General features: G+C 43.5%; 9 protein-coding genes. 6 read left to right on the top strand and 3 right to left on the bottom strand.

Going from position 1 to position 19,830, the window contains the following annotated elements; translation table 11 throughout:
• Nucleotides 1–72 precede the first annotated feature (72 nt).
• The 3 genes from Q0058_RS00925 (at nt 73) to Q0058_RS00915 (ending at nt 7,867) form a co-directional block, all read left to right on the top strand.
• Complete coding sequence (locus Q0058_RS00925) at nt 73–5,865, top strand: fibronectin type III domain-containing protein (RefSeq protein ID WP_298220752.1); 5,793 nt, start codon at nt 73–75, stop codon at nt 5,863–5,865.
• Between the two features lie 143 nt (nt 5,866–6,008).
• Nucleotides 6,009–7,283 (top strand): peptidase T, encoded by a 1,275-nt coding sequence (pepT, locus tag Q0058_RS00920; RefSeq protein ID WP_298220750.1) that lies wholly within the window; start codon nt 6,009–6,011, stop codon nt 7,281–7,283.
• Between the two features lie 2 nt (nt 7,284–7,285).
• Nucleotides 7,286–7,867, top strand: coding sequence for a DUF1801 domain-containing protein (locus Q0058_RS00915; RefSeq protein WP_298220748.1), 582 nt, complete (start codon nt 7,286–7,288; stop codon nt 7,865–7,867).
• A gap of 117 nt (nt 7,868–7,984) precedes the next feature.
• On the opposite strand, the gene yajC is transcribed toward Q0058_RS00915, so the two are convergent.
• The 3 genes from yajC to Q0058_RS00900 form a co-directional block, all read right to left on the bottom strand.
• The gene (gene yajC / locus Q0058_RS00910) at nt 7,985–8,257 is read right to left on the bottom strand and encodes a preprotein translocase subunit YajC (RefSeq protein ID WP_298220746.1); all 273 of its coding nucleotides are present in this window, start codon (nt 8,255–8,257) and stop codon (nt 7,985–7,987) included.
• A gap of 57 nt (nt 8,258–8,314) precedes the next feature.
• Nucleotides 8,315–9,226, bottom strand: coding sequence for a transcription antitermination factor NusB (gene nusB / locus Q0058_RS00905; protein ID WP_298220744.1), 912 nt, complete (start codon nt 9,224–9,226; stop codon nt 8,315–8,317).
• A 254-nt stretch (nt 9,227–9,480) separates the two neighbouring features.
• The gene (locus Q0058_RS00900; RefSeq protein WP_298220742.1) at nt 9,481–10,584 is read right to left on the bottom strand and encodes a Glu/Leu/Phe/Val dehydrogenase; all 1,104 of its coding nucleotides are present in this window, start codon (nt 10,582–10,584) and stop codon (nt 9,481–9,483) included.
• Between the two features lie 195 nt (nt 10,585–10,779).
• Here Q0058_RS00900 and Q0058_RS00895 point away from each other — a divergent pair, with 195 nt between their 5' ends.
• From Q0058_RS00895 to Q0058_RS00885, 3 genes are all read left to right on the top strand, one after another.
• Nucleotides 10,780–12,540, top strand: coding sequence for an ABC transporter ATP-binding protein (locus Q0058_RS00895; RefSeq protein WP_298220740.1), 1,761 nt, complete (start codon nt 10,780–10,782; stop codon nt 12,538–12,540).
• Nucleotides 12,541–12,639: 99 nt separating this feature from the next.
• Nucleotides 12,640–13,017, top strand: a complete 378-nt coding sequence (locus Q0058_RS00890) for a PUR family DNA/RNA-binding protein (protein WP_298220738.1) — start codon at nt 12,640–12,642, stop codon at nt 13,015–13,017.
• 431 nt (nt 13,018–13,448) lie between these two features.
• The coding region (locus tag Q0058_RS00885) for an Ig-like domain-containing protein (protein WP_298220736.1) at nt 13,449–19,830 on the top strand (6,382 nt) is incomplete at its 3' end.

Raw genomic sequence — 19,830 nt, 5'->3', positions numbered from 1 at the left:
TTTAGTTGACAGCTTATTCCTCATCAATAAGTGATATTCTGAAGTCCCTAAACAAACCTTTTTTATCAAAGTATGAAGAAAATCTACCTCATCATCTCACTGGTTTTAAGCCATTTATCTGCTCAAAGTCAAACCACTATTATTGCTCAAAACAGTTCTTGGAAATACCTCGACAACGGGAGCAACCAAGGCACCAACTGGCGCGGAGCTTCTTTCAGCGATACTTCGTGGGCTTCTGGAAATGCGGAACTCGGTTATGGCGATGGCGGTGAAGCAACAGTAGTTGGCAGTACCACAAAACCTGTCACTACTTATTTCAGGAAAACCTTTTCGGTGACCAATCCGGGAACTTACTCCAATTTCACCTTGAACGTATTGCGCGATGATGGCGCTGTAGTTTACCTCAACGGCGTAGAGGTCGCCAGAAGCAACATGCCGACGGGAACTATCAGCTACAATACCTTAGCCAGTTCGGAAATCACGGGAACCGGCGAAACGGCTTATTCGAGTTTTTCTATCAATCCTTCGATGTTCAGTGCGGGAAATAATGTGCTGGCGGTAGAATTGCACCAAGCCACTGCGAGCAATATCGATTTGAGTTTTAATCTAAAATTAGAAGCTAGTACCGGACTTTGCGGAACGGCTATCGGACTAAACACTTCGTTCGTTAATGCAACTTCAGCGACACTCAACTGGACTGCCGTTTCGGGTGTTTTAAGTTACAGCATCCAATACAGACCCATCGGAGCAACTATTTGGACGACTGTTAGTTCCTCAACCAATAATAAATCGATTACAGGACTTGCTTACGGAACTACTTATGAATATCAGGTTAAAGGAAACTGTCTGTTAGGCGGAAACTATAGTGCTCCGGCGACTTTTACAACCATAATGCCAACCTGCGATACGCCGACGCTGTTGACAGCAATAAATATTACAACGTCCTCCACTACGCTTACTTGGGCAGCCGTTACTGGCGCTACGAGCTATAACATACAATACAGAAAAACAGGAACAACCAACTGGACGACGACTACAGCGACAACAAACACTAAAGCACTTTCAGGTTTGACAGCGGGAAGCGGTTATGATTTTCAGGTGCAGGCGGTATGTTTGATTACAAGCGCGTATAGTGCTGTGGCTAATTTTACTACGTTGGCTTTAAGTTGTAGCACGCCTACAAACATCAGCGTTTCAGCGATTACTGCCACGAGCGCCACTATTTCTTGGACTCCGGTTTTAGGAGCGACGAGTTACAACATTCAGGGTAGAATAGTCGGTACCACCACTTGGACACTAATTCCTTCTACTACTGCATCCTACTCGGTAACAGGATTGACGCCGAACACGACTTATGAATTTCAGGTGCAGGCGGTTTGTGCCATTACCAGCGCATATAGTGCGATTTCTAATTTCACTACGCTGATATTAAGTTGTGGAACACCCACAGGTTTGAGTACCAGTTCAATCACAAGTTCTGGAGCGACGCTTTCCTGGACGGCAGTCAGTGGTGCGAACAGTTACAACATTCAATACAGAAAAACCGGAACCACCACTTGGGCAACGACGACATCGACAACGGCGAGCAAATCATTAGGCGGTTTAACCAACGGAACAGTATATGAATTTCAGGTACAAGCCGTATGTGCCATCACAAGTGTTTATAGTGCACCTGCTACTTTTACCACTTTGGCTTTAATTTGCGGAACACCAAGCGCATTAACTGCGAGTGCATTGATGACATCTTCTGCTACACTTTCATGGACGGCAATTAACGGAATTGCGAGCTACAACATCCAATACAGAAAAACCGGAACCACCACCTGGACGACGACGACCTCAACCACAAATAATAAATCAATAACCGGTTTATTGGCTGCTACAGCTTACCAATTTCAGGTACAAGCGGTTTGTGTTTTTAATGGATCTTATAGTTCAATAGCTGGTTTTACCACACTAGCCGTCTGCGACACACCTGCTTCTTTGAACGCAAGTGCTATTACGACGACTTCAGTCACTGTTTCTTGGGCAGCGGTTTCAGGAGCAACAAATTATAATATCCAATACCGACCGACCGGGAGCGCAACTTGGTTGACCACAACCTCAACGACGACTTCGAAATCACTCACCAATTTATTGGCTGCTACGGCTTATGAATTTCAGGTGCAAACCGTTTGTGTAGCCATAAGTGCTTTTAGTGCTTCTGCTAATTTTACTACGCTGACGCCTTGTGGAACGCCCGCAGGTTTGAATGCAACGAACATCACAACGACATCAGCAACCCTTTCTTGGGCAGTGGTAAGTGGTGCGAATAGTTACAACGTACAATACAGACCAACCGGAACTTCTATCTGGACTGCATTAACTGCGACCAATACGACTGTTGATTTGCCAAACTTGGCTATGGCTACCGGCTACGAATTTCAGGTGCAAGCGATGTGCTCGTTTACCGGAGATTTCAGTGCCATAACTAATTTTAATACGCTGACGCCGAGTTGCGGAATACCTACTGCTATGGAAGCTTCGAACATCACTGCTTTCTCTGCCGTTTTATCTTGGCAGGCTGTTACAGGAGCCACGGGATACAACATCCAATACAGAAAAAGCGGCACTTTAACTTGGGATTTGACTACTTCGGTGGGTAATTCCCTTACATTATTAGGATTGTCAGAAAGTAGCCTTTATGAATTTCAAGTACAGGCGGTTTGTACGGTCAATAATATTTATAGTGCGCCGAACAATTTCACAACGCTTACTTCGGGCACCAGTTTTATATTTCCTGCAAACTCGGCTTGGAAATATCTAGACAACGGCACCGATCAAGGAACAGCATGGCAAGCATCTTTCTTTGATGATAATACTTGGGCCAGTGGCAATGCTGAATTCGGATATGGCGATGGCGGTGAAGCCACTATAGTAAGTTACGGGCCAAGTCCGGGCAACAAATACATTACGACTTATTTCAGAAAAGCTTTTCAGGTAAACAATCCGTCGGCTTACTTTAGGTTTACCTTCGATCTTATCCGTGATGATGGCGCGGTAGTTTATCTTAACGGTACGGAAGTGTATCGCAACAACATGCCCGCAGGAACGATTGCTTACAACACTTTGGCATCAGCCGGAGCTGGAGACGCTGATGAGTCGGCTTGGTATACCGTTGCGTTGAATCCTTCGCTTTTTGTTGCAGGAACCAATGTGATCGCGGTCGAAATGCACCAACAATTTTATGACAGTTCTGACATCAGTTTCAATGGCAGATTATACGGAACCATTCCTTCAGCCTGTGGTACGCCAAGTGGTTTGAGTACGAGCGCTGTGGGTGCTTCATCAGCAACGCTTTCATGGCAAGCCGTTTCAGGAGCCACAAGTTATAACATCCAATACCGTCCGCTTTTGAGCGACAACTGGTTCACGGCTACAAGCGCAACGAATACAAAAATCTTAACAGGATTGACACCAACCACTAGCTATGAATTTCAAGTACAGGCGGTTTGTATGATTACAAGTCCGTTCAGCCCGATGGGTAATTTTACCACCAACGCTTTCACTTGTGGTACGCCGGCGAATGTCACTGTTTCTTCCAATAACGCGGCTACTGTTTCAGTACATTGGCAAGCGGTGGAAGGCGCTTCAAGCTACAACATCCAATACCAATTGGCAGGAACTAACGCCTGGATTACAACAACAGCAACCACCAATTCAAAAATCATTAGCGGATTGATTGCCACGACCACTTATGAGTTCCGTGTGCAAGCGGTTTGTTCTTTGAATGGAGATTACAGCGGTACTGTGAGTTTCACGACTTACACCAACGGTATGGATTATTTCATCGCACCGAATACCACTTGGAAATATTTAGACAATGGCACCGATCAGGGAACCGCCTGGCGCAATCCTTCATTTGATGACACTTCTTGGGCCAACGGCAATGCGGAATTGGGTTATGGCGATGGCGACGAGACTACCGTGGTCAGTTACGGATCGAATGCTAGCGCTAAATACCTGACGACTTATTTCAGAAAAACCTTCACGGTGATCAATCCGGCTTCTTATGCGGCAATCACTTTAGGATTGGTTCGCGATGATGGCGCTGTCGTTTATCTGAACGGCTCGGAAATTTACCGCACCAATATGCCTGACGGAACCATTGCTTATAACACTACCGCTACTGTTGGCGTGAACGGCGCTGACGAATCTGCATGGAATACGATTTCGCTGAATCCTTCGCTATTTATCGATGGTGAGAATACGTTAGCCGTGGAAATCCATCAGCAATTTTACGACAGTTCCGACATCAGTTTCAATGCAAAATTGACTTCCCCGAGCAGCATTACGGCTCCGGTGGTTACAAGAGGCGCTTATCTTCAGAAATTGAATTCGACCGGAATCACAATACGCTACAGAACCGATATACCATGCAATACGCAAGTGCAATATGGAACCAGTGTGGCTTACGGTGCAGTAGTTTCAGATGCGAATCTCGTGACCGATCATGAAATTACCATAACGGGCTTAACCCCAAATACAAAATATTTTTATACGATCGGAACTTCGACGCAAACACTACAAGGCGATCTGAAAAACAATTTCATTACGGCTCCGGTTACCGGAAGCAATACGCCGGTGCGCATTTGGGGAATCGGCGATTTCGGAAACGGAACCAACCACCAATTGAACGTACGCAATTCTTATGTGAATTACACCGGAGCTACACCAACCAATTTGTGGATCTGGCTCGGCGACGACGCCTACAGCAACGGACTCGATGGCGAATTTCAAAGTAGGGTTTTTGAACAATATCCCGATCAGTTTAAGAGCATGCCTTTGTTTCCTACTTTAGGCAATCACGATTATGCCGATATTGGTTATCTGAGTGCCGCAGCGCTAGGCAGCAATTTCCCTTATTTCTCCATTTTCTCTTTACCGCAAAATGGCGAATGCGGTGGCGTTCCTTCGAACTCGCCTAAGTATTATTCGTATAACTATGCCAACATTCACTTCATATCGATAGACACTTATGGTTGTTTGACTTCAGAAGGAAGTCCGTTGAGAACCTGGCTTGAAAGCGATTTGGCAGCCAACACCCAACGCTGGACCGTAGTTTATACGCATTTTCCACCTTATACGATGGGAACACACAATAGCGATACCGAGTTAGAGCTTATTCACGCGCGCCAAAATATAGTGCCTTTATTGGAAAGTTATAAAGTCGATTTGGTATTGGCCGGACATTCGCATGTGAATGAAAGAAGTTATATGATGAAAGGCCATTTGGGCAATGCTGCGACCTTCAACAGCTCGATGAAAGTTGGTTCACAAACCAACAATTTTGTCAAATCGCCGCCTTATGACGGAACGGTGTATGCCGTTTGCGGTACTTCCGGTCAGGATCCTGAAGTGGTCAACCAGCCTGCTTATCCGATGCCCGCGATGTTTTTCAACAACAACACCAACAATTGTTCTTTGGTGATTGATGTCAATGGTGATGAATTGTCCTGTAAATATCTAGCCTCAACCGGCACTGTGGTAGACAACTTTACCATCACGAAAACCGGTGGCAGCGCGAGAAACAGTAGCACAACAAATGAAACAGCAAGTTTAAGAGATGCTTTGAATGTGACGGTCAATCAAAATACGATTCATTTAGAGTATACTTTAAGCAAGGATTCTGAAGTGGCTTTTGAATTGTTGACCTTGATGGGCGAACGCATTACGACTTTCAATCAAATTCCGACCTCGCAAGCCGCAGGAATTTATAATTTCGATGTAGCCATGACCAAGAATTATTTGGTGGAAGGGCTTTATTTCATCCGAATGACCACGAACGGAAAATCGACGGTTAAAAAAGTATACGTAATGAAATAACCATTGCTATTATATAAAAATCTTAGTGAATTTCACTAATCAGCATGATTTCATAAGTGCAGGTTAGTGAAATTTGTACTTTCAATACCTACTACAATCATACGATTTGTATATTTACGTGCTTAAAATCTAAACTCTAAAAAATGAAACACCTTATAGACCGTTTTATCAGTTATGCAACTATTGACACCGAATCTGATCCGAATTCCACCACTACGCCAAGTACGAAAAAACAACTTGTACTCGCCAAACTGTTGGTCAAAGAACTCAAAACCATCGGGCTGACCGAAGTGACGATTGACAAAAACGGTTATGTGATGGGAACGCTCGAAAGCAACGTCGCCCATGAAGTACCAACCATTGGTTTTGTAGCACATTACGATACGACGCCGGATTTTACAGGTTTGAATGTGAAACCGAAAATCGTCAGGAATTACGATGGTGGCGATATCGTATTGAATAAAGCGAAGAACATCGTCTTATCGCCAAGTTATTTCAAAGATTTGTTGCTGTATAAAGGACAGACCTTAATCACGACCAACGGACTCACTTTACTCGGAGCCGACGACAAAGCCGGACTGACAGAAATTGTTTCTGCTATGGAACATCTGATCAAAAACCCGAACATCAAACACGGAAAAATACGCGTTGGTTTTACGCCTGACGAGGAAATCGGACGCGGTGCCGATTTGTTCGACGTTGAAAAATTCGGAGCCGCTTGGGCATATACGATGGACGGCAGCCAGATTGGCGAACTCGAATACGAGAACTTCAACGCTGCGGGCGCGAAAATCACGTTCAAAGGAAAAAGCGTGCATCCGGGTTATGCGAAAGGAAAAATGATCAATTCGATGCTAATTGCTAATGATTTCATCAACGAACTTCCGAAAAATGAAACGCCACAGGAAACCAAAGGTTACGAAGGATTTTTCCATGTGCATCATCTAAATGGTTCGATTGAAGAAACGGTATTGGAACTCATTATCCGCGACCACGATGCGAAGAAATTCAAGAAACGTAAAGAACTCATCCATTCGATTGCCAAAAAATTCAATAAAAAATTCGCAAAAAAATTCGGCGAAGATATCGTGATTGCGGAAGTGAAAGACCAATATTACAACATGAAAGAAAAGGTAAAACCTGTAAAATTCATTGTTGACCTTGCTGAAAAAGCGATGAAAGATTTGGGCATCAAACCGCTGATCAAACCGATTCGTGGCGGAACGGACGGTTGCAGGTTGTCGTATATGGGATTGCCTTGTCCTAACATTTTCGCGGGCGGACACAACTTTCACGGCAAATACGAATACGTTCCGGTAGAAAGCATGCAGAAAGCTGTTGATGTAATCATCAGAATTGCCGAATTGACCGCTACGACCGATTTCACCAAAAAAGAAAAAAAAGGTAAAAAGAAATAGCTTTGGAACAGGAGTCAAAACACCGCTGGGATAAAACCAACAGGTGGGGCGAGGAACTCGAACGCCTAAAGGAAATTCTTATCCAAACACAACTCGTCGAAACTACGAAATGGGGCGCTGAAGTCTACACTTTCAACAACAAAAATGTGGTCGGCATTGGCGGTTTTAAAAACTATTTTGCGATTTGGTTCTTCAACGGCGTATTTTTGAAAGACCCGAAAAAAGTGTTGGTCAATGCGCAGGAAGGCGTCACGAAATCGCTCAGGCAATGGCGTTTATATTCCAAAGATGAGATTGATGAAAAAGCGATTTTGAGTTACGTGAACGAAGCCATCGAAAACGAAAAACTCGGCAAAAAACTCGCGCCGGCAAAAAAAGAAGCCATCATTTCAGACTTCTTTCAAAACCAACTCATCGCAGATTTAGAGCTTAAAAAAAGTTTTGAAAAACTCACGCCCGGAAAACAGCGCGAATATCTGGAATACATCGACACGGCCAAACGCGAGGAAACCAAAATCACACGCATGGAAAAAATCAAACCGATGATTCTTTCCGGAATCGGACTGAATGACAAATACAAATAAACCAACACAGATTACAAAGATTTAATCCGTGAAAATCAGCCGAATCCGCGTCTTCCGCGTTCCATAAAAAAAGCCTCAATATTACTTGAGGCTTTTTATTTTCTATAATTCGAAAAATTATTTCTTGGCCAAAGCCGCGCTCAATTCCATAGAAATGGCAGAACGCTCCATTTTTAGTTTTCCTGACATGGTTTCGATGACAATTGTTGTCTCGGCCAATTCCGCGATTTTGCCGTGGATACCGCTTTTGGTGACGATCTTATCGCCTACTTTCAAATCAGATTCGAATTGCTTTTCCTGTTTGGCTCTTTTCTGTTGCGGACGTATCATAAAGAAATAAATGACGACGAACATTAAGATAAACGGCATAAAAGTTTTAAGTTGTTCCATAATATTGATCTGGTTATTTTATTGATATTGAGTTATTAAGTAAATTTAAGATTGCTTTTACATCAGACCGCGTCCGGTTTTAGTAAGTCGGTTGGTCGATTGGAATTCCTTGACCAGATTGTCGAGTATTCCGTTGATAAAAATACTGCTTTTGGGCGTGGAATATTCTTTGGCGATTTCGAGGTATTCATTGATCGTGACTTTAGCCGGAATCGATGGGAATTTTAGAAACTCACAAATCGCCATTTTAAGGATGATTGTATCGATTTCTGCAATTCTTTCGGTGTCCCAGTTTGGGGTTTTGTTGATGTATTCTTTGGCAAGCTCGGTTTCGTTGAGAATCGTTTTTCGGAACAAATCAATCGCAAACTGCGCATCTTCGCTGTCTTTGTAAATTTTTGGCACGGAAAAACTATCGATGGCATTGGGTTTCAAAGCCCTCAACTGTTTGATGATTTGCGTGTTGACTACCGGAATGTCATCTACCCAAGTGAGTTTGTAATCCTCGAGATAATCGTAAAGTTTTTCGTTGGCGGCAATCACTTCCATGAAAAGCGAGACAGCAAATTCCTGGTCTTCCTCAAACGTATTGACGCGGTTTTTCATGTAATTGGCATACAAGTCGCTCTTTTTGATGTCGGCCAAAAGCAATAAGATGTAATCGTCGTTGAGCGTCCAGTTTGTGATTTTGCGGTCTTCAATCGCTTTGAGTAACGATTGGTTTTCAGACAACATCCGAAAAATGGCGTTGTTGACAAACTTTTTGTTCGCGTTTTTTTCTTCAGCGGTCGCTAAATGTTTTTGGCTTGATTTGTCTAGAAAATGCGATTCTTTCTTGGCGATTTCAATCAACGAAGAAAGCATGAGCAAATATAAATCCAGGATATTGTCGATACTGTAGAGCAGGAATTTTTCCTGTTTTTCAAGGTTATCGGAACCACTTTGATGCATCGCGTAGATCGATTGCATTACTTTAACACGGATGTGACGTCTGTTTAGCACCTGGTAAGAACTTTTAAATTAGAATAGCCGAAAGGAATCCAATCGCCCGGCAAAAATAAGAATATTATTCAAACTTAAAATCATTTCGGAACTTCTTTTTTTGGTTTCGGGAATTAAAAATCGAGCGTTTCAATAGTAACTTTTTGTAATAGATTCGAGCCCGGAAATAAAAAAGGAGCCTATGTTACTAGACTCCTTTATGTTGTGATAATTATCGGAAATTATTTCGCGTTTTCTTTTTTTCTGTCTTCAATGCGTTTCTCTGCAATAGATAAAGCCGCCTGATGTGTTGTGATGCCTTGTTGTTCCGCAAAACTGAAAATCTCTAAAGTAGTGTTGTAGATATTTTCGGTTCTTTTCATCGCTTCTTCTTTACCGTAACCTACGATTTCGCCGTAAACATTGATGATACCGCCCGCATTGATTAAGAAATCTGGCGCGTAAGCAATACCTTTATCTTTCAAAATCTGCCCGTGGATTTTCTCATTGGCCAATTGGTTGTTCGCAGCTCCGGCAATGACTTTCGCCTGGATTCTGTTGATGGTGTCATCATTGATGGTCGCTCCTAAAGCACATGGCGCATAAATATCTACGTCGGCGCTGTATAAATCGTTACCTGTATATATCTGAGTGTTGTATTTTTTGCTGATTTCCGCTACCCTGCCCTCATTGATGTCAGTAATCTGAACCAAAGCACCTTCTTTGGTAAGATAATCCACAAGGGTTTCACCGACATGACCAATTCCTTGCACCAAAACCTTTTTACCGTCGAGTTTATCCGAACCAAATTTGTACTTCGCTGCGGCTTTCATTCCCATGTAAACTCCGTAAGCAGTCACTGGAGAAGGATTTCCTGAGCCGCCTCTAGATTCTGAAATTCCAGTCACGAATTTGGTCACTTCATGAATTCTGTCCATGTCTTCTGTGGTAGTTCCGACATCTTCGGCCGTGATGTATTTTCCACTCAACCCATTGACGAACTCACCGAATCTAGTGATCATTTCGGGTGTTTTTTCTGTTTTAGCATCAGCGATGATTACGGCTTTTCCGCCACCAAGATTCAACCCTGAAATCGCGGACTTGAAAGTCATTCCTCTAGAGAGTCTTAGTACATCATTTAATGCTTCCCATTCGTTGGCATATTTCCACATTCTCGTACCACCTAAAGCGGGTCCTAAAACTGTGTTATGGATTCCTATTATTGCTTTTAATCCAGTATCTTTGTCGTTGCAAAAAACGATTTGTTCGTGGTCATTGAAAGAGATTTGTCCGAAGACAGGATCCATTTTTTGAAGCTCTTTTGGCGTAACGATTTCTGTGGTCATAATTTTGAGTTTGCTATTCGGGGATTATCAAAAATGCTATGCAAATTTATTATTAAAATCAAAATATCATAATATATTTGGCTTTAATTGTTGATTTACTAAAATATTTTCAATATGCAGGATTTTATTCAATTACCAATAATGATTTAATTTTAACAGAACAACCGAATAATATTTTTATATTCTCACAATAAGATGAAAGAACTACAATATTTAAATAAATATTTCGTCAAATACAAATACAGTTTTTTAATAGGAATTATCACCACAATCGTGGCTCAGATTTTCTCGTTATTCACGCCAAAACTGATCAGCAAATCGTTCAAGGCAATCGAGGATTTTTCGAAACAAACTTCCGTCGATTCTTCGATCATCCAAAAGGAATTGATTCACAACATTTTACTCATTATCGCCACGACCATCATCGCCGGATTTCTGACTTTTCTGATGCGGCAAACTTTAATCGTCATGTCGCGCCACATAGAATTCGATTTGAAGAATGAAGTCTTCCGCCAATACGAAAACCTCTCGCAAAATTTCTACAAACAGAACCGCACCGGTGATTTGATGAACCGAATCAGCGAAGATGTCGGCAAAGTGCGCATGTATGTTGGGCCGGCGGTGATGTATACAATCAATACTTTCATCCGTTTCGCGATTGTGATTGTATATATGTATAATGTTTCGCCGCGACTGACTTTATATTCGCTGCTACCATTGCCGATATTGTCGTATGCAATTTTTAAATTAAGCTCCGAAATCAATACGCGCAGTACGATTTTCCAACAATACCTTTCTAAAGTGTCGAGTTTCACGCAGGAAGTATTTTCGGGAATCCGCGTGATTAAAGCCTATTCATTAGAAAACCAATACCAAAACAATCTCGTCGATTTGTCGGAAGAAAGCAAAACCAAAAGCCTGCACCTGGCCAAAGTGCAATCGTTGTTCGGGCCGCTGATGTTGGCCTTGATTGGCGTGAGCAACCTTGTCGTGATTTATTTCGGCGGCATGATGTATATCAACGGTAGCATCAAAAGTATCGGAACGATTGCTGAGTTTATTTTGTATATCAATATGCTCACTTGGCCGGTAGCTTCGTTGGGTTGGGTTTCATCGATGGTGCAAGAGGCTGAAGCTTCTCAGAAAAGGATTAATGAGTTTCTCAAAATCCAGCCGGATATTCAAAACAACCAACCTGAACATTCCAATATTGAAGGTTCCATCGAATTTAAAGACGTAAGTTTCGTTTATGATGACACGCTTATCCGCGCGTTGGACCACATCAGTTTTTCGATCAAAAAAGGGGAAACTCTGGCGATTCTGGGAAAAACCGGCTCGGGAAAATCGAGCATATTGTCTTTAATCAGCAGACTTTACGATGCAACCGAAGGCGAAATTCTCGTCGACGGTAAAGCAATCAGCCAGGTTAATCTTTACGATCTCAGAAACAGCATTGGGATTGTGCCGCAGGACGCTTTTCTGTTTTCGGATTCGATCAAGAACAATATCAAATTTGGAAAGGAAACCGCTTCGGATGAAGAAGTTCAGGAAGCCGCTAAAAAAGCCGTGGTGCATGCGAACATCATGGGCTTCAATAAGGAATACGAAACCGTTCTTGGCGAGCGTGGCATTACGATTTCAGGCGGACAAAAACAACGCGTTTCCATTGCGCGCGCCATCATCAAAAATGCTCCGATTTTGTTGCTCGATGATTGCTTATCGGCCGTGGATACTGAGACCGAAGAGGCCATCCTGAATAACCTATTGACTTTCTGCAAAGACAAAACCACGATCATTGTGAGCCACCGCGTTTCGTCTGCGAAAAATGCGGATCAGATCATTATTCTCGATGAGGGAAAAATTATACAACAAGGTTCTCATAATCAATTAATAAACGAAAAAGGCTATTATGCGGAACTCTATCTGAAACAACTTTCGGAAAAAGAATTGTCATAATTTTTGTTTTGTAATACATTTTTTACCATTTTTGACACGAGCGTTAGTCGAATCGGCGAAGCAAATGAAATTATTACCAAACTAATTGATTCTAGGATTATGAGAGAACATGATATGTTAGAAAAAGAAGAGATTTTTTCTAAAGTTTTAAGAGCCGGAAGAAGAACGTATTTCTTTGATGTAAGAGCCACAAAAGCTGATGATTACTACATTACGATTACAGAAAGTAAAAAATTTACCGAAGAAGACGGATCGTTTCATTTCAAAAAACACAAGATTTATTTGTATAAGGAAGATTTCGCTGCTTTTACAGAGATATTAGAGGACATGACTTCTTACGTGCTTAACCATAAAGGCGAGGAAGTGATTTCTGAACGCCACCAAAAAGATTTCAAGAAAGAATATTCAACAGAAAAAACAGAAGAAGCATTACCAAAGGCCAACAGCTTTACCGATATCGATTTTGACGATATTTGATTATTAAATTCAGAACGATATGAAAAGTCCGAAAGCGTTAAGTTTTCGGACTTTTTTTATGCCGTTAACAGAAAACACATCAATTTAATGCAACCTTAACATGGCGGCATTGCAATGTGAAAATCAATGCATTACACTTTAAACTAAGCGTTTTTCTATGCCTTGCCTATAAAAAAAAACACAGCTAAAAAATAAAATTAACATTTATTTTAAATTTATCTTTTTGTTCCGTTGGTTTATAATGAAAATAATTTAATTTTGAATCGGAAAAATTAAAATTGAACGTTTCAAAAGGTTGTCTATACCGACTGAAAATTAAGTTTTTAATCCCGGTATTTTTGGAATAATCAGTCGTGGTTTTTCAAACTGAATGTCCATTGAATTAATGTCGTTGCATGGCTCTTTTATAAAAAGAAGTATCTATAAATATTATGAAAATTATTGCCCACAAATTGAATATAAAAATCTTACTCGCCTTTTTCTTGCTGACCAGTAATTTGTTCGCACAACAAAGCACTGTAGCGTTGAAAGAAAAATCAGCAGCTTCTGTTTCAAAACATCGTTTAATATCCGATAATGCCGATACAAAATCTGAAGCGCGCTCAAGTTTGGCACCTAGCGCAGCCATTACTGGGAATTTTAGTATCTGTTTGCCCGGACCAAATACTACTCAATTAACCGGCCCTGGAACACCGGCAGCAGTAAATCCGTGGGTGTCATCTGCTACGGCTGTTGCTACTATTGACAATGCAGGTTTAGTAACCGCTGTTGCTTTCGGGGTTACAACCATTCAGTACACGGATAACTTAGGTAATATTTTTTCCGCCAATGTTTACGTATCTACATTTCCGACCATCACTTCTCCGAGCGGATTATTCAAAACTTGTGCAGCTGGAACACTTCAATTGGCAGGATCGAATTTCCCTAATGCCACATTGCCATGGGAATCTCTGGATCCGGGCATAGCAACAGTAGATAGTTTTGGTTTAGTAACAGGTGTTTCAGGTGGAGTCGCCAGAATTTTATATAGGAATTTGGGAGGATGTACGGTAATCCAGAATGTTACCATCGATCCTTTATTGTCTCCAACTATTACTTGTGGCGCTACTACTTTCAATCAAATTATATTCACTTGGCCCGGCGTTTCCGGAGCTTCAACTTATACCATTGTATATACCGTCAATGGTGGACCGTTCCAGTTTGGTGGTTTTGGAGTTGCTACCAATTATACCAAATCAGGATTATCACCGGGTGACCGTGTTGACATTTATGTAACACCATCCGGACCAGTAGGCTCTTGCTTTACTGCGGGTACAACATTTTGTTTTACCACCGCTTGTACCCTTGCGACCAGTCCGTTGGCACCTAGCATAACACCAACCAACCCAACTTGTGCTACCTCGACAGGATCTGTAGCGATTACTCCAGTTGCGGGAGAAACTTATAATTTTGATGGTGGTCTTTTCAGCGGAACGCTAACCTACAGCGGATTGACAGCTGGGACTTCTCATAATATCATTGCTAAAAATGCTGTGGGATGTACTTCTCCGGCTTCCAATTTTACTTTAGGACCACTGTTGGCGACACCTGCTGCTCCTGTTTCGGGTGGTAATATCACCCAATGTGTGCAATCGCCAATCCAGACTTTGACCGCTACGGCAACGGTACTTGCAGGGGAAACCATCACTTGGTATAACGCTGCTTCGGGTGGTGCTGTAGTAGCTTCACCTACATTAAACGCTATTGGAACCGTTACTTATTATGCCGAAACCAATAATGGAAGTTGTAATTCGGCCACCAGAACAGCTGTCACTTTAACGATTAATGGAGCTCCAGTAGCTCCAGTTTCTGGGGGTAATGTCACGCAATGTGAACAATCACCGATTCAGACTTTAACGGCAACAGCCACCGTACCAGTTGGACAAACCATCACTTGGTATAACGCCACTACTGGTGGCGCCACTGTTGCATCGCCCACTTTAAATTCGACCGGGACTGTAACTTATTACGCAGAAGCAGGGAATGGTTGTCCATCATTGACCAGAACTGCTGTGACTTTAACCATCAATGCGGCTCCGGCGGCTCCGGTTTCTGGAGGTAACATTACGCAATGTGAACAATCACCGATTCAGACTTTAACCGCGACAGCTACTGTACCTGTGGCACAAACCATCACTTGGTATAATGCCGCTACGGGTGGCGCTACAGTTGCTTCACCTACATTGAATTCGACTGGGACATTAACCTATTACGCAGAAGCTGGAAATGGTTGCGCATCTTTGACCAGAACTGCTGTTGTATTAACCATTAACGCGGCTCCCACAGCTCCGGTTTCTGGAGGTAACATTACACAATGCGAACAATCACCGATTCAGACTTTAACCGCTACTGCAACTGTACCTGTTGGACAAACCATAACCTGGTATAATGCCGCTACGGGTGGCGCTACGGTGGCTTCCCCAACTTTGAATGCTACAGGGACTGTAATTTATTACGCTGAAGCCGGTAATGGTTGTGCGTCTTTGACCAGAACTGCTGTGACTTTAACCATCAATGCAGCTCCGACGGCTCCGGTTTCTGGGGGTAACATTACACAATGTGAACAATCTCCTATACAAACTTTAACCGCAACCGCAACGGTACCCGTTGGGCAAACCATCGCTTGGTATAATGCCGCTTCGGGTGGGGCTACGGTGGCTTCCCCAACTTTGAATTCGACAGGAACAATTACTTATTATGCAGAAGCGGGGAATGGTTGTGCTTCATTGACCAGAACCGCTGTCATATTGACCATAAATACTGCTCCGGGTGCTCCGGTTTCAGGTGGTAACATTACACAATGTGAACAATCACCGATTCAGACTTTAACGGCTACGGCAACTGTACCCGTTGGACAAACGATCACTTGGTATAATGCTGCTTCGGGTGGCGCTACAGTGGCTTCCCCAACTTTGAATGCTACAGGAACAATTATTTATTACGCAGAAGCTAATAATGGAAGCTGCAATTCTACAACCAGAACACCTGTGACGCTTACCATCAATACGGCTCCGGCGGCTCCGGTTTCTGGTGGGAATATTACACAATGTGAACAATCACCGATTCAGACTTTAACCGCTACAGCAACCGTACCCGTTGGACAAACCATCGCTTGGTATAATGCTGCTACGGGTGGCGCTACGGTGGCTTCCCCAACTTTGAATGCAACCGGAACAATTACTTATTACGCAGAAGCTGGAAATGGCTGTCAATCACCGACCAGAACGGCAGTCACACTAACGATTGATGTGGCTCCTGCAGCTCCGGTTTCGGGTGGCAACATCACCCAATGTGAAATGTCTCCGATTCAGACTTTAACAGCAACTGCCACAGTGCCTGTTGGACAAACAGTGATTTGGTATACTGCCGCGAGCGGTGGTGCGACCGTAGCTTCGCCTACCTTAAATACTACCGGCACGGTTACTTATTATGCTGAAGCCGACAACGGTTGTCCTTCCCTAACGAGAACAGCCGTAACCTTAACGATTAATTCTGTTCCTGCTGCCGCTCCGGTTTCTGGCGGAAATATTACGCAATGTGAACAATCGCCGATACAAACTTTAACGGCTACCGCTACGGTTCCGGCTGGACAAACGATTACTTGGTATGATGCCGCTACCGCTGGAAGTGTTGTTGCTTCCCCAACTTTGAATACTACAGGAACCATCACGCATTATGCAGAAGCTAATAATGGTTGTCCGTCGCTAACGAGAACTGCAGTGATCTTAACGATCAATCCTGTTCCTGCGGCTGCACCAATTTCTGCTGGTAACATTACGCAATGTGAACAATCACCGATACAAACTTTAACGGCTGCCGCTACGGTTCCGGTTGGGCAAACGGTTATTTGGTATAATGCCGCTACCGGAGGTGCAACGGTTGCTTCGCCAACTTTAAATACTACCGGAACCATTACTTATTATGGTGAAGCCAATGATGGGACTTGCAGTTCATTCAGCAGAACTGGAGTTACATTAACCATCGATACGGCTCCGACAGCTCCGGTTTCTGGAGGTAACATCACCCAATGTGAACAATCACCAATACAAACTTTAACCGCTACCGCAAGCGTCCCTGTGGGGCAAACCATCACTTGGTATGATGCCACTACCGCTGGAAGTGTTGTTGCTTCGCCCACTTTAAATACTACAGGAACCATCACTTATTACGCAGAAGCCAGTGATGGAACTTGTGCTTCACTAACAAGAACCGCCGTTGTATTGACCATTAATGCAGAGCCGAATGCTCCTGTTTCCGGTGGCAATATCACCCAATGTGAACAATCACCGATTCAAACTTTAACCGCTACAGCCAGCGTTCCGGTCGGACAAACCATCGCTTGGTATAATGCCGCTACTGGTGGTGCTACTGTTGCTTCACCTACTTTGAATTCAACTGGAACGATTACTTATTATGCGGAAGCTGGAAATGGTTGTCCGTCGTTGACCAGAACTGCAGTAATATTAACTATTGATGCGGCTCCGGTAGCTCCGGTTTCTGGCGGAAATATTACACAATGTGAGCAATCACCGATTCAGACTTTAACCGCTACGGCAACCGTACCTGTTGGACAAACCATTACTTGGTATAATGCCACAACTGGTGGCGCTAGTGTTGCTTCGCCAACATTAAATACTACAGGAACCATTACTTATTATGCGGAAGCCAATGATGGAACTTGTGCCTCATTGACGCGAACTGCTGTTGTATTGACCATCGATGCCGCACCTACGGCTCCGGTTTCCGGCGGTAATATTACACAATGCGAACAATCTCCGATTCAGACTTTAACCGCTACGGCAACTGTACCTGTGGGGCAAACCATCGACTGGTATACTGTTGCTACTGGTGGAACTGCAGTGGCATCGCCAACCATAAGCACAACCGGAACCACCACTTATTATGCAGAAGCCAATAACGGTTGTCCGTCTTTAACCAGAACCGCAGTGATCTTAACAATCAATCCTGTTCCTGCAGCGGCACCAATTTCTGGAGGTAATATTAAGCAATGCGAACAATCTCCGATTCAAACTTTGACCGCAACAGCAACGGTGCCTGTTGGAGAAACAGTGATTTGGTATGATGCTGCTAGTGCTGGAAATACGGTAGTCACTCCGACATTAAATGCAACCGGAACCATTACTTATTATGCGGAAGCCAATGATGGAACTTGTAGTTCATTCAACAGAACTCCGGTTACTTTAACCATCGATGCAGCTCCGACAGCTCCGGTTTCCGGTGGCAATATCACCCAATGTGAACAATCGCCGATTCAAACTTTAACCGCTGCAGCTACTGTGCCCGTCGGACAAACCATCACTTGGTATAATGCTGCTACTGGCGGCGCTACTGTTGCTTCGCCTACATTGAATACAACAGGAACCATTACTTATTACGCAGAAGCCAATGATGGAACTTGTACTTCACTGACCAGAACCGCTGTGACCTTAACCATAGATACGGCACCGGCAGCTCCTGTTTCCGGCGGTAATATCACACAATGTGAAATATCACCGATACAAACTTTAACAGCTACTGCTACTGTACCTGTCGGAGAAACCATCACTTGGTATACTGCTGCTATAGGCGGAACTACGGTCGCTTCACCCACTTTAAATACTACAGGAACAATTATTTATTTTGTGGAAGCTGGAAATGGTTGTCCTTCTTTGACCAGAACCGCAGTGACTTTAACCATCAATGCAGCGCCGGCAGCTCCGGTTTCCGGTGGGAATATTACGCAATGCGAACAATCGCCGATTCAAACTTTAACTGCTACTGCAACCGTGCCTGTTGGACAAACCATCACTTGGTATACTGCTGCTACTGGCGGTGCTACTGTTGCTTCGCCTACATTGAATACAACAGGAACCATTACTTATTACGCAGAAGCCAATGATGGAACTTGTGTTTCACTGACCAGAACTGCTGTGACTTTAACCATCGATGCGGCGCCGGCAGCTCCGGTTTCCGGTGGTAATATCACACAATGTGAAATATCACCGATACAAACTTTAACCGCTACAGCAACCGTACCTGTTGGGGAAACGATCACTTGGTATAATGCGGCTACTGGCGGCGCTACTGTTGCTTCACCTACATTGAATTCGACCGGAACCGTTACTTATTACGCTGAAGCTGGAAACGGTTGTCCGGCTTTGACCAGAACGGCTGTGACCTTAACCATCAATCAGGCTCCGTTCGCACCGGCTTTGAATGGTAATATCACGCAATGTGAGCAATCGCCAATACAAACCTTGAATGCCGTTTCAGCCATCACGCCGCTTCCGGGACAAAATGTAACTTGGTATACGACACCAACGCTCGGAACTGCTGTGACTATTCCGACTTTAAACACTACTGGAACCATTACTTATTATGGGGAATCAAACGATGGCACCTGCCCTTCTTATTCGAGAACGGCGGTGGTTTTAACCATCAATGCGGCTCCGGCGGCTCCGGTTTCTGGAGGTAACATTACGCAATGTGAACAATCACCGATTCAGACTTTGACCGCGACAGCGAGTGTTCCAGTAGGACAAACCATCGCTTGGTATACCGCTGCGACTGGTGGCACTACTGTGGCTTCACCAACTTTAAATACGACTGGAACCGTTACTTATTATGCGCAAGCCGGAAATGGTTGTGCTTCATTGACCAGAACACCAGTAACATTAACAATAAACGCAGCTCCGGCAGCTCCGGTTTCCGGTGGTAACCTGACAATATGTGAAGTATCACCGTTACTAACTTTAACCGCTACTGCAACTGTAC

Source organism: Flavobacterium sp. (genome assembly GCF_027484705.1).
Taxonomy (GTDB): domain Bacteria; phylum Bacteroidota; class Bacteroidia; order Flavobacteriales; family Flavobacteriaceae; genus Flavobacterium.
The sequence above is the reverse complement of the archived record's forward strand: the minus strand, read 5'-3'. Positions and strand labels throughout refer to the sequence as shown.